Annotated in this window: 7 protein-coding genes and 1 pseudogene; 7 read left to right on the top strand and 1 reads right to left on the bottom strand. The window is 62.0% G+C overall.

Annotated features, from left to right (window positions below; translation table 11 throughout):
• The first annotated feature begins 810 nt into the window (after window positions 1–810).
• From P0D80_RS47065 to P0D80_RS47080, 4 genes are all read left to right on the top strand, one after another.
• Window positions 811–1,284, top strand: a complete 474-nt coding sequence (locus P0D80_RS47065) for a transposase (RefSeq protein WP_459252774.1) — start codon at window positions 811–813, stop codon at window positions 1,282–1,284.
• Window positions 1,285–1,441: 157 nt separating this feature from the next.
• A complete protein-coding gene (locus tag P0D80_RS47070; protein WP_408294844.1) occupies window positions 1,442–4,375 on the top strand; it encodes a Tn3 family transposase in 2,934 nt (977 codons plus the stop codon).
• 26 nt (window positions 4,376–4,401) lie between these two features.
• A complete protein-coding gene (locus P0D80_RS47075) occupies window positions 4,402–6,735 on the top strand; it encodes a 2OG-Fe(II) oxygenase (RefSeq protein WP_408294847.1) in 2,334 nt (777 codons plus the stop codon).
• A gap of 67 nt (window positions 6,736–6,802) precedes the next feature.
• Window positions 6,803–7,063 carry a DUF6429 family protein gene (locus P0D80_RS47080; RefSeq protein ID WP_408294850.1) on the top strand — a complete coding sequence of 87 codons (261 nt, stop codon included), beginning with the start codon at window positions 6,803–6,805 and terminating at the stop codon, window positions 7,061–7,063.
• Window positions 7,064–7,096: 33 nt separating this feature from the next.
• Here P0D80_RS47080 and P0D80_RS47085 read toward each other — a convergent pair whose 3' ends face one another.
• Window positions 7,097–8,092, bottom strand: coding sequence for a site-specific integrase (locus P0D80_RS47085; protein WP_408294853.1), 996 nt, complete (start codon window positions 8,090–8,092; stop codon window positions 7,097–7,099).
• A 99-nt stretch (window positions 8,093–8,191) separates the two neighbouring features.
• Here P0D80_RS47085 and P0D80_RS47090 point away from each other — a divergent pair, with 99 nt between their 5' ends.
• From P0D80_RS47090 to tnpC, 3 genes and pseudogenes are all read left to right on the top strand, one after another.
• The gene (locus P0D80_RS47090) at window positions 8,192–10,651 is read left to right on the top strand and encodes a TOTE conflict system archaeo-eukaryotic primase domain-containing protein (protein WP_408294856.1); all 2,460 of its coding nucleotides are present in this window, start codon (window positions 8,192–8,194) and stop codon (window positions 10,649–10,651) included.
• Window positions 10,652–10,834: 183 nt separating this feature from the next.
• On the top strand, window positions 10,835–11,827 hold the full coding sequence (locus P0D80_RS47095) for a DNA-binding protein (protein ID WP_408294859.1): 993 nt from the start codon (window positions 10,835–10,837) through the stop codon (window positions 11,825–11,827).
• Between the two features lie 110 nt (window positions 11,828–11,937).
• Window positions 11,938–12,912, top strand: a pseudogene (tnpC, locus tag P0D80_RS47100) (IS66 family transposase); the annotation flags it as partial.
• Between the last annotated feature and the right edge of the window lie 135 nt (window positions 12,913–13,047).

Consider the following 13,047-nt stretch of genomic DNA (forward strand, 5'->3'; position numbering starts at 1 on the left):
GTGTGAACGGCTTTGAGAAACCGACACTAGACGGCGGCGTCGATCAGAGATACCGAATGGTCCAGGTCTGTTGAGCGGTTTGGTAATGGTTTGTGTGAGGTGCAGGAGGCAGCACCGGCTGCGTCGGAAGGAGCCCGTAGGGCGAATGCAGACGCAGCCGATTCGGCTTGCTTCAGGAAGAGGTGACGCTGAAGTCGGGATGCGGTAGAAGAAGGCTTACCGCCGAAGAAACAGGCTCGACACCGGCTCAAACTGCCAGGTCCAATCCGGTGTCGAGCCCAGCACGCGCACGACGGGGCACGGTGCCAGCAAAGTATTGCACGCCCCGTCAGCCCTGTCGATATCGCATCGGCATTGACGGGGATTGCCGATGCCGGCCTCAGGCCGCCTCTTCGTTTGCGCCCGCTGCCGGGCCCAGGTCATTGTTTGCCGCCGTTGTGACCGCGGACAGATTTACTGCAAAGGCGACTGCTCTCGAGCCTCACGCCAGGCCAGCTTACGCGAGGCTGCTCAGCGCTATCAGCGCAGTCGCCACGGCCGGTTTGCACACGCTGAACGGATGCGCCGCTATCGCAGCCGCCAGAATAAAGTGACGCATCACGGTTCCGCCGTGCCTGCCGCCGATGCTCTACTGGCACCGACTTCGACGACGTCGGCGGCCAGAGCAGCGGTACCCACCAGCGCCACACCTGTGCCTGAGCATTGCCACTTCTGCCACTGCGTCCGTCCGGGCTTCTTACGCCTCGGGCCACTGCGCCGTCGGGTCTTCCGTGACGTTCGTACTGCTACTCACTGCACAGGAAGGGACCCATGACCATCGGAGTTGAACTCGAAGCGCAGATCCTGCGCTACTACCATGTCGAGAAGTGGCGCTGTGGCACCATCGCGCGCCAGTTACACGTAAACCGCGGCACCGTCCAGCGCGTGCTGGCTCAGGCCGGACTGCCCCGGATTGGCCCGATGCTGCGGCCCTCGCAGATCGATGCCTACCTGCCGTTCATCCATGAGACGCTCAAGAAGTTTCCATCACTCACGGCCAGCCGCCTGTATGCGATGGTCACTGAGCGCGGCTACCGTGGCAACCCTCATCATTTCCGGCACCTGATCGCGGTACACCGTCCGCGTCCTACACCAGAGGCTTATCTGCGGCTGCGCACGTTGCCTGGAGAGCAGGGCCAGGTTGACTGGGCCCATTTCGATCACCTGCAGATCGGGCGCGCGCGCCGGCCGCTCATGGCCTTCGTCATGGTGCTGTCGTGGTCGCGGCAGATCTATCTGGGGTAATCGTCCTTTTCGTGCAAAATCTGGCGGTTTCTCCTGAACGCCTTTGTTTATAAGGATCTCCGGGCGGCAAAGATGACGATTCTTGGACCTGCCTGCGGTCCGCGGTAAGATACCTGCCCGCGATTTCGGATCGCGCCACCTTCACGGGAGGCAGGAGATGCCGGGCCTGGAATTTCGCTATGTGGGACAGGATCGCCTGCCCACCCGGTTGTCGGAATTCGATGTCGAGCGCTACTTCGCGCTGACCGACATTGACGTAGCCGCGGTAAACGAGCGCTTTCGACGCGACCGCCGTGCCGGTGCCGCCATCCAGCTGATCTTCCTGCGTGCGAGCGGCCACACCCTCGACCATGTGGGCACGATCCCTCGCCAGTTGCTGCGCGACGTCGGCGAAAGACTCGGTTTGCCGACCCCGACAATTGCCTCGCTGCGAACGCTCTACCAACGCTACAAGACGTTGTACGACCATCAGGTCTGGGCTTGCGAATATCTCGGCCTGACGTCGATCGGACCGGATGGATTGCAGGGGCTCCAAGTGTGGATGCAGCAGGACGCCGGGGAGTCGCTGACCCTCGACGAGTTGATCCAGCACGCGCGCTGCTGGCTGTACGAGCGCAAGATTCTGATACCGGCCGAGCGGACGCTGCGGGATCTGGGTCGCACGATATGGGCAGGAATCGAACGCGACCTGCTCGTCATGATCGGCGCGACGGTCACGGAAGCACAACTGGTGCGAGCGGATGCCGCTCTGCGCACCCAGCACGGCACTTCAGGCATGACGGTGCTCGAATGGCTGAAGACGCCGCCGGCCCGACACAGCCCCACGACGATTACCGAAACGTTCGGGAAAATCCATTTTCTCAAGGATCTCGGCACACATACGTGGACACTTGATGCAATCCCGCTCGAAAAACAGCGCGCCTACGCGCCGCGCATCCAGGCTCGCCGTCCTGCAAAGACGCGTGAGCTGAAGGCTTCAACACGCACGATCGAGCTGGTGTTCTTCCTGCGCGTCACGCTGCTGGAGCTGACGGATTCGCTGTTGTATCAAACGGGCCGTCGCATCTGCGATCTGGTTCGGCACGCTTACGACAGGACGAAGACGAAACAGGCCCGCTCGGCTGTGGAGTACCGGCAGCAGTTGATCGCGATCAAGGCGCTCGTTCACGATACAGATCGCGCGGCGGAGGAAAGGCTCGCCGATATCGGCAAGCTGCTTGAGGATCTGTCGGAAAAAGCGCCGGCCAGTCATGCAGCGAGCGTTCGCGAAACGCTGGCCGACGATCACCATCGTATCCGCAATCTGCTGTTGCCCCTGCGCGAACTGGCATTCGCGGGGCGGGAGGCCGAACCGAGCTTGCGGCAGCTCGAGTTCATTGGGCAGTTGCACGACAGCGGTGCGACCGAGCTGCCGCGTGACTGCGATGTGCCGGTCAGCGCCAGTTGGCGCGACATCGTCGAGGGTGATGATCGCAAGCGTGCACTGCGAGCCCTGGAAGCCTCTGCGCTCACGGGCTTGCGCAAGGGTCTGCGCTGTGGCTCGGTGTGGGTCAATCACAGTCTGTCTTTTCGCGAGCGCGACCTGCTGCTGATTCCGCCAGCGCAATGGGAAAGCGAACGGGACCGTCATCTGTCGTCGCTGGGTTTGCCACCGACAGCAGATCCGTTCCTTGAGCGGCTGACGAGTCACCTCCAGGCGAGTCTCGCCGCGGTGGACGAAGCCCGCGAGTCCGGGCGAGTAACGATCGGGCCAGACGGCGCGCTGCACCTGTCAGCGCTCGAAGCGTTGCCAACAGACGGTGTACCGAAACGCACGCGCGATCTGATGTTCAAGGAAATCGGCAACGCCCAGTTTGCCGACATGGTCATGGAAATGGATGCCCGAACGGGTTTCAGCGAGGTGCTGCTGGCGCGCAAGGCGCGCGATGCATATGAACTCGTCTCGCTGTACGCGGCACTGATTGCACACGGCACCGAGCTCGATGCGAAAAGCGTCGCGGCCATGATCCCGCAACTGGAGCCGGCGCACATCTCGACTGCGATGCGCGCACTCGAAATGCCGGGGCGGCTTCCTCGCGCAAACGACCGTGTGGTGGAGTTTCAGCGCACACACCCGATCACTGAACTCTGGGGTACCGGACAGCACGCGTCCAGCGATTCAATGAGTCTGGATACGTCCCGGCACCTCTTTTACGCGCGGGTCGATCCGCGACGCCGCACCCACGCGGTCGGTATGTACACGCACGTGCTGGACCAGCACGGCATCGTCTATAACCATCCGATCGTGCTGAACGAGCGACAGGCAGGTGTGGCGATCGAAGGTGTAATCCGCCACAATGAAAATCGCGACGATGGCGGACTGCTCCGGCTTTCGGTCGACACGCATGGATATACCAACGTGGGGATGGCTGTCTCGAAACTGCTCGGCTTCGACCTTTGCCCTGGACTTCGCAACCTGTCCGAGCGCAAGCTGTATTTGCCAAGGGGAACAGCCTCGCCAGAAGGGTTGGCTTCGGTGATTTCCTGCGAGATATCGCTCAAGGCCATTCGCGACGGCTGGGACGAGCTGCTGCGGCTGGTTGCCTCGATCAGGTCGGGACGGGTCAGCGCGATTGTCGCGCTCCAACGTTTCGGCAGCGCCGCGCAGGGAGACCGGGTTCATCGGGCCGCCGATCATCTTGGCAAGCTGTTGCGTACGCTCTTCCTGTGTGACTATTTCAGCAATGCGGAGTTTCGTCGCGAATTGCATACGCTGCTTAACCGCGGCGAGTCAGTTCATCAGCTCCAGCGCGCAATCTACATTGGCAAGGTGGCGCCGGAGCGCGGACGTCGCCGCGACGAAATGATCGCAATCTCCGGCTCGTTGACGTTGCTCACGAATCTTGTCATCGCGTGGAACACGCAGCGCATGCAGGCGACGGTCGACGACTGGCGACGCAAGGGGCAGCTCATCGACGATGACTGGCTGCGCCGAATGGGGCCGGCGCATTTCGCGCATGTGAATTTCCGGGGAACGCTCAGTTTTCCGATCGATATGTACCAAGAGGTGCTGCTTGACGCGGCGCCCTGGCAAAAGGCGAGCAGTTCCTGAAAACATTCCACAGAGGAGGAGACCTTTTGAAGTCTATTACTCGCGAACTTGCGAAGATCATTCCGACCATCCGTTGCCACGGGGATTTCTACGCGACGGGCAAATCTGAAATCGCCATGCCCAACCTGGAGGTAGAAGGTGTCGGTCGTATCGCGCTACCGCTTCTTCCGGTGCAGGCCGAACAGCTCATCGCGATTGCTGCACGCGCGCCCTATGGGCGCGGGGAAGAAACGCTCATTGATACCGATGTTCGCCGGACATGGCAGATTGCGGCTGATGACATTCACCTCTCGGGAAACAGCTGGGCGCGCACCCTGGAGGCGACAGTGGCCAGGGTGGCGACAGGGCTGGGTGTGACAGGGCCGGTTTCGGCCGAACTGTACAAACTTCTGGTCTACGATGCGGGCAGCTTTTTCGTTGAGCACCGAGACACGGAGAAAATTCCGGGGATGTTCGCGACCTTGGTGGTCGTTCTGCCGTCGGCCTGCAATGGAGGTGAACTGATCGTTCGTCACCGGGGACATGAAGTCTGCCTTGACCTGAACTGCTCCGATTCGGCAGAAGTGTCGTTCGCTGCTTTCTATGCCGACTGTGTGCATGAGGTCCGCCCGGTCACGTCGGGCTTCAGGTTGACGCTTGTCTATAACCTGACGCGCAGCGGTCACCGCCAGCCCGCGGCTCCTCCCGAGTACGACAGGGAGCAGACGGCCATCACGGCATTGTTGCGAGGCTGGGCGGCGAACAAGGATTCGCCAGATGACAGCTCGCCCGAAAAACTCATCTACCCGCTGGAATACGCCTATACCCCGGCAGAGCTGTCGTTCGATGCACTGAAGAGTGCCGATGCGGCTGCCGCCGCCGTGCTTGTCCGTGCGGCTGAAGAATCCGCCTGCGACCTTCACCTGGCGCTGGTATCGATCGACGAGACCGGGAGCGCCGAATATAGCGGTTACGCCTCGCGCAGACGAAGCCGGTGGCATCGCGCCCGAGATAATGACGATGATGAGGAAGACTACGACGACGACTTCGAAGTTGGCGAGATCATTGAGCGCTCGCTGACCGTATCGGACTGGCGCCGGCCCGATGGTCGCCAACCCGCAATCAATGAGTTGCCCTTTGAGGAAAGGGAACTTTGCCCGCCCGGAAGCTTCGACGGTCTGGAGCCCGACGAGCAACATTTTCATGAGGCTACCGGCAACGAAGGGGCGTCGTTTGAGCGTACCTACCGGCGCGCTGCTTTTGTGCTGTGGCCTTCGGCACGACGGCTTGCCGTGCTCAATCAGGCCGGCCTCGGGGTAACTCTGCCTTACCTGAAGGATCTGGCCCAGCGCTGGACGCAAAGTGGTGAAAGTCAGGCCTCCCTCACGTGGGGCGAGGCGCACGTGCTCGCCGGGCATATGCTGCGCGACTGGTCGGCGTCGCCTGGTTACCGTGGAGTCGGTCACGCGGATAAGGCCATCAGTATGTTGTCCAGCCTGACGCAATTGCACGACACCGTACACGTCGATACCTTTTTGTCCGCGATTTCCGCCAAAGGGCTTTATCACGACAGCGAGAATGAAGCGTTGACACGTGCGTTCGGGCTTCTTGCGCCGGAACGCACGGCTGAACTCATGGAGCAGATTATCTCTGCGAACGCGCAGATGATGCCGGGAGCCTGCGCCGGCCTGCTGGCCCGGACCAGTGAAGGTACACCGCCCGCCTGTCCCCCGGCGCTCCTTCACCCGGTTGCCACGGCGCTGGTCGAAACGCTTCTGGGGCAGCGCGTAAGCGCCTCCCGCCCTGATTGCCTGCGATGGCCAGATCCAATCAAACCCACCCTGATTGTCGACCTGCTGACCGCTCTCGACCGGATTGACTCGCCATTACTCGCCGACCGTGTTGTCGAACACGTGTTGGGAAATCCGGCCTCTTTCGGCATGGACGCCATCATCGTTCCTGCCGTCCTGGGTTTGACTGAATGGGCGCCGACGTCGAATGTCGCGTCGGTCCAGCGCCTGCGTGCTGCATGTCTGGTCCATCTGCACGGTCGTATCGCCGAGCCCCTGGAACCACCAGCCGATTTCGCGCGGGTGAATACCGTCAGTTGCCGCTGCGTCCATTGTGCTGAGCTCGGCCGGTTTCTGGTTGATGCCGGGCGCAAGGAATGGGCGTTAAAGGCCGCCCAGCACTCCCGCAGTCATGTCGAGAGTGCCATCAGGCAGCACGGTTGCGATCTGGATTGCGCAACGCGCAGGGTCGGTAGTCCTCACAGCCTGATATGCACGAAAAATCAGGCGAGCTATGAACGGCGTGTGCGACAACGCAAGGACGATCTGCGAAACGCGGAGCGGCTTGATGTCTTTCCGGAACACGGATGACAAGTCTGCGATGTATTGGCCCAGGCGGGCCACGGGGTCGTGAGAACTGACATTTGAGGGAAGTGCGATGGAAATCGATACCGGGGTAGTCGACGAAGTGGTCCTGGCTCTGCTTTACCTGAATCTATGCGATCAGAACCGTGCCTGGAAAAGCTTCGACTGGGAGGCAATGAATCGCCTGCATGAGAAAGGCTTCATCCACAATCCGGTCAGCCGTGCGAAATCCGTCGTGCTGACCGGAGAGGGCTTGCACGAAGCCGAGCGGCTGTTCAGGCAGTACTTTGTACGCTCCCGTGGTCGAAAGCTGGACGACGACAAACCGGCGTGATCAGCTCCCGTACGCATTGGTGAGCAGATCGGTCTATGGCGATGTTTTCGCAGGCGCCGCGACCGCCAGTTGCTGTGACACAGGCGTCGGTGCAGCCGTCAGCGCAGATTCAATCCGGTGCTGCGCGAATGGGTCGGCGGCGTCGATGTAGCGCATTGCCGAACGTACATCCTTCCAGCCGACGTACTCCATCAGCATCTTGAGATCCCACTGGTTCGAATTGGCCCAGGTTGCAAAGCCTCGCCGTAGTGAGTGACTGCTGTAGCTGTCGGGAGCCGGTACGCCGGCCGTGCGAAACAGGGCGCGCAGCAGCGGCACGAAGCTGCCGGCATGCAGCACTTCATCGCTGATATGCCCCCAGCGATCAATACTGCGGAACACGGGTCCTTCAGTCAGGCCCGAAGCCGCGATCCACGCCTCGTAAGCGGCTACCGGGCACAGGCGCGAAAGCGCCGGCGCCCTGAATGTCGTGCCGAGCTGCGCACGATCGCCTTTTGTGCGTGGGAGAAACAGCGTCATGCCGCGACCGGGCTCGATTGTGACGTGTTCGATCCGCAGGCGGCTCAGCTCGTCGGAGCGAAACCCGCGCCAGAAGCCGAGCAGGACCAGCGCCTTGTTTCGGACATGGGTGATGCAGGTTCGCGCATTGCCCATCGCCATGGCATCCGCGATCTGCTCATCGAGCCATGCCGTCAGCCGTTCGAGTTGTGCAAGCTGCAGTGGCTTCGCGCGCTTTTCGCTCGCGGGATGCAGTGCCGCGATGCCCTTGAGTACCTTGCGCACATGCGGCGTCTTCGTCGGGTCCGGAAAACCCTGTGTCTGGTGCCACTGTGCGAGCGCCGCAAGACGCGAACGCAGCGTGTTCACCGAAAGCGATGCCGCGTGGTCGGCCAGGTATCGCGCGATCGCATCGGCGCTCGCCGGCAGGAAACCGCCCCAATCGACCTCGAAATGACGGATCGCCGACTGGTAGCTGCGCCGCGTATTATCCCGTGTCGCAGCGTCGAGATAGCGATCGATGGCAGGCATGGCTCGTGAGTACAATCAGGTTATCAACATGGGAAACGATGATATCGGATATCCCTTGCAACAACGCACATGTGTGCCAGCCAACTGGCGACACCGGACGTGATTCTGACGGATGACGTAATGACTGGAGTAAAGCTGCCGCACCCAGGCTGGGATAATCTCACCCGGGAGGAACTGTTCGCGGAACTGACGCGCCTGCAGGCCGACAACGCGAGGCTGACCGCGTTGCTGCCAGCACTTCCTCCATTGCAGGGCGAATCCGTGCAACTGATTCAGCACCAACCATCGCCAGCAGTACGAAACACCGGCGCGCCCGTGCTGTCAACGCAGCAGAAAATCCAGCTTTTTCGACGGCTCTTTCACGGCCGCACGGACGTCTATCCGCTGCGCTGGGAAAGCCGCAATTCTGGAAAGTCGGGCTACGCACCGGCCTGCGCGAACGAGTGGCGGGCCGGGATCTGCGAAAAGCCCCGCATCAAGTGCTCAGACTGTAACCACCGGCTGCTGCTGCCGCTGGACGATCAGGTCATCTACGCACACCTCGCAGGCGATTACACGGTGGGTCTCTATCCGCTGATGCCCGACGGCACCTGTTACCTTCTCGCCGTTGATTTCGATGAGGAGGGCTGGCGCGAAGATGCGAGTGCCTTCTGTCAATCCTGCCGGGAACTGGAAGTCCCGGTGTCGCTCGAAATTTCGCACTCGGGCAACGGCGCGCACGCGTGGATTTTCTTCACCTCGGCTGTGGCCGCCCGCGACGCACGGCGGCTGGGCTCGGCGATCATCAGCCACACCTGTGCCCGAACCCGGCAGCTCGAACTGTCGTCCTACGACCGGCTCTTTCCCAACCAGGACGTGCTTCCCAAGGGCGGCTTCGGCAACCTGATCGCCTTGCCCTTGCAGAAGCAACCGCGCGAGCGGGGTTGCAGCGTATTTGTCGATGACGATTTTCAACCCTATGCCGACCAATGGGCGTGCCTGACATCGATCCAGGCCATGGACGGTCGCGATATCGAGGGCGTAATTTTCGGCGCCACCGGCGGCGTCCATCCGCTCGATGTGGCGTTCATCACGGAAGAGGACCAGGCCGAACCGTGGAAATCGCCGCCGGCTTTGTCGAAGCAGCTGGGCGGGCCAATGCCGGCATCGCTGATCCTTACGCTTGCGAACCAGCTCTATTTCGAGAAGGCGCATCTACCGCAATCGCTGCTCAACCGCCTTATCCGGCTGGCGGCATTCCAGAATCCGGAGTTCTACCGGGCCCAGGCGCGTGGCTTCAGCGTCTGGGACAAGCCGCGCATCATTGGTCGCGCCGAGAATTGCCCGCGTCACATTGCGTTGCCGCGCGGGTGCCTCGATGATGTCATGACGCTGCTGCGCGACAACAACATCGCCTGCGAAATACGCGACGAGCGTTGCGCGGGCGAACCTGTCGCGGTGGCCTTCGCCGGCACGCTTCGCGTCGACCAGCAGGCAGCAGTGGATGATCTGCTGCAATACGACACCGGCATCCTGCATGCGCCGACGGCCTTCGGCAAGACCGTGACGGCGGCCGCGATGATCGCGCGGCGTGGCGTCAGTACGCTCGTGCTCGTCCATCGCAGGGAACTGCTCGACCAGTGGCGCGAGCGCCTGCAGTCGTTTCTCGCGCTCGACCCACGCAGTATTGGCACGATCGGCGGAGGCAAGCTGAAGGCGACGGGCCAGATTGATATCGCGATGCTGCAGTCGGTGGTGCCCGGCGGTCCACGCGGCGAGATGCTTCGACGCTACGGCCACGTCATTGTCGACGAGTGCCACCATGTCTCCGCCGACTCGTTCGAGGCGGTGCTCAGGACCGTCAACGCGCGATACGTGCTCGGGCTGACCGCCACACCCGTGCGACGTGACAGCCAGCAACCCGTGATGTTCATGCTGTGTGGCCCGATCCGGCATGCGGCCCGTGCAGCCGCGAGCGCGCCGCAGGTGCTCGAGGTCTTCCCGCAAAGGCTCACCGCCGCAGTTGACATGTCGGCTGACGCGCCGATCCAGGATGTGTTCGGGCGTCTGGCGAAAGATGCTCAGCGTACGCGCATGATCGCCGCGGATATCAGGGAACAGTACCGGCAGGGGCGCAACATCCTGGTGCTGACCGAGCGGACGGATCATCTGGAAAGCCTCCGGCAGGCGCTGGACGACACGGTGCAGCCGCTGTTCGTGCTGCACGGACGCCTGACAAGGAAGGTCCGTGCGGCGCAGCTCGCCGCACTCAACGCACTGGCCGACGATGCGCCCCGGATCGTGCTGGCGACCGGCAAGCTGGTTGGCGAGGGCTTTGACCATCCAGCGCTGGATACGCTGGTGCTCGCGATGCCGATCTCGTGGAAAGGTACGTTGCAGCAGTATGCCGGCCGGCTGCACCGCGAGCACGCGACAAAGTCGAGTGTGCGGGTGCTCGATTACGTCGATGCCAGCCATCCCGCGCTGCTGCGCATGTGGGAGCGACGCCAGCGCGGCTACCGGGCGATGGGATACCGCGTACGCGTGCCCGGGGAAGAACTCCAGCTGGACCTCACCTGAAATCCGGCAACCGATCTGCTTTCTGTACCGTTTCCGGTAGCCGGAGGCAGTTTTTGCGGCATCGCATTCGATAATTGGCGATTATCCAATGCCAAAAATCAGCGCTCCCAGAACGTCTTGACGCCTTCAATTGGTACGTATATACATATTACGTACCACAGTACGAAATTCGAAGGAGGAGCGATGGCTCGCGCCGGTCTCAGCCGCACGGACATCAAACGCGCCCGCGACGCACTGCTGGCGCAGGGGCAACACCCGTCGATCGACGCGATACGTATCGCGCTCGGCAACACCGGCTCGAAATCGACGATCCACCGCTACCTGAAAGAACTCGAAGACGAGGACGACGCGTCGCTCACGCGCGCCGGGTCGCTGTCCGATGCAATCCAGGATCTCGTAGCCCGGCTGGCCGCGCGTCTGCACGAGGAAGCGCAGACGGTGGTCGACCAGCAGACGACTATGGCCGCGGCGCAGCGCCTGCAGGCGCAGGCCGAAATCGAAAAGCTGGCTGACGACGTTGCGGCGCTGCACGCACAACTGGCCGAGGCCGGCGCCGCAGTCGTACGCGAGCAGGCCGCGCATGCGGACACCCACGCAGCATTGCAGCAGCGCGCGCTCTACGTCGAGCGTCTTGCGCAGCAAGTGCGCGACCTGACCGAGCGGCTCGCCGAACACGACGGCTTCCGACGCTCGCTCGAGGAGAAACTGCAGCACGCGCACGAAGCGCTCGAACACTACCGCACGGCCAGCAAGGAGCAGCGCGAACAGGAAGCGCGCCGGCACGAGCAGCAGGTTCAGCAACTGCAGGCTGAACTGCGGCAGGTGAACCAGACGCTGATCGTCAAGCAAAATGAAATCACCCAGTTGAACAGGGACAACGCACGGCTCGTCGCCGAAGCCGGCGCCGCGACCAGGTATCTACGCGAGCAGCAGGCGCACAGCGAACAGTTGCAGAAGGCGCTGAGCCAGGCGCTTGCCGACCACGCACGCGCCAAGGCCGAGCACGACGCATTGCAGACAACGGCGAGGGCTCAGGCGACTGAACTGACGCAGGTGCACGAGGCACGTGAATCGCTGACCGCCGATCTGACGAAGCTCGCGGCGCAGTTCGACGCGCAGCAGCAGTTGCTTGGGGACTACCGGATGCGTCTGGGCCTCACAGACGCGGCGGGGTGAAAACGCCAGATTCCGCATCAAAAGGATGCGATTTCGTGAAATCGCAGCGCATTCAAGTTATTGATTTTTCGTGTAATTTCAAAACAAACCGCCAGATTTTGCACGAAAAGGACGACTACCCCATCTATCGCCAGGCGGGCCTGCTGCGACGCTTCGGTGGCGACATCTCGTCGAACACGCTCGCCGCGAGCATGGTCCGCGTCGGTCTCGCGACGCAGCCCGTCATTAATCTGATGCGCGACGCGCTGCTCGATGCTGACGTGATCTACTGCGACGAGACGACGTTCCAGGTCCTGAAGGACAAGGGCCGTCAACCGCAAACGAAGAGTTATCTCTGGGCGCAGATGACCGGATCGGGAACACCCATTCGCTGTTATGCCTACACGGCGGGTCGCGGCGCAAAGCTGGCCGACAAACTGTTCGCCGGCATCCGCAAGGGCGCGGTTCTGATGACCGATGGATACGAGCCCTACAACGGCATCGCTGAACAATATCAGCTCGTGCATCTCGGATGCTGGGCTCACGCGAGACGGTATCTGATCAAGGCCGAAGATAACGTGCCCAAGGCAGCACGCTCGCCCAACCTGCTCGCGACGCGCTTCATCAAACTGATCGGCAAGCTGTTCGCCGCCGAAGCGCGCAGTGAAACGTGGACGGCCGAACGACGACAGCGATTGCGACGACGATACAGTGCACGCGTGCTCGACGCCATCGAGAAGCTGATGCTCGAACAGAGGCCCGGCGTCGTGCCTCAAAGCTTACTCGGCAAGGCGCTGACCTACCTGAACGGGCAGTGGTCCAAGCTGATCCGTTACGTCGAGAACGGCAACTGGCCCATATCGAACAACCCCTGCGAAAATTCCATTCGCCCGTTTGTCGTTGGACGCCGCTCATGGCTCTTCGCCGACACCGTTGACGGGGCGAACGCGAGTGCCAATCTCTACACGTTGGTCGAAACCTGCCGCGCTAACGGCATCGACCCATATCGCTACCTCACCTGGCTCTTTCAACGCCTCCCACTGGCGAAGACCGTCGACGACTACGACGCGCTGTTGCCGTGGAAGATGCCCGTCGATCTCCGCTGACTCTTCTCCCTACCACACAATTTGCGCCTCAGAGTACCTCTGAGCGGCGTCGTTCGTGGATCGCATACGTATCATCCAGGCACAGCACGACCGCTTCCTTGCTCATCCGCTCCTGCGTGCGCGCCCAGTGCGGCT

Source organism: Paraburkholderia sp. RL17-373-BIF-A, assembly GCF_046030175.1.
Taxonomy (GTDB): domain Bacteria; phylum Pseudomonadota; class Gammaproteobacteria; order Burkholderiales; family Burkholderiaceae; genus Paraburkholderia.

Bases quoted from the DNA above. Each gene is read 5' to 3' on its own strand.
- P0D80_RS47085 (WP_408294853.1), bottom strand. From the start codon at position 8,092: ATGCCTGCCATCGATCGCTATCTCGACGCTGCGACACGGGATAATACG.
- P0D80_RS47095 (WP_408294859.1), top strand. From the start codon at position 10,835: ATGGCTCGCGCCGGTCTCAGCCGCACGGACATCAAACGCGCCCGCGAC.
- P0D80_RS47080 (WP_408294850.1), top strand. From the start codon at position 6,803: ATGGAAATCGATACCGGGGTAGTCGACGAAGTGGTCCTGGCTCTGCTT.
- P0D80_RS47070 (WP_408294844.1), top strand. From the start codon at position 1,442: ATGCCGGGCCTGGAATTTCGCTATGTGGGACAGGATCGCCTGCCCACC.
- P0D80_RS47065 (WP_459252774.1), top strand. From the start codon at position 811: ATGACCATCGGAGTTGAACTCGAAGCGCAGATCCTGCGCTACTACCAT.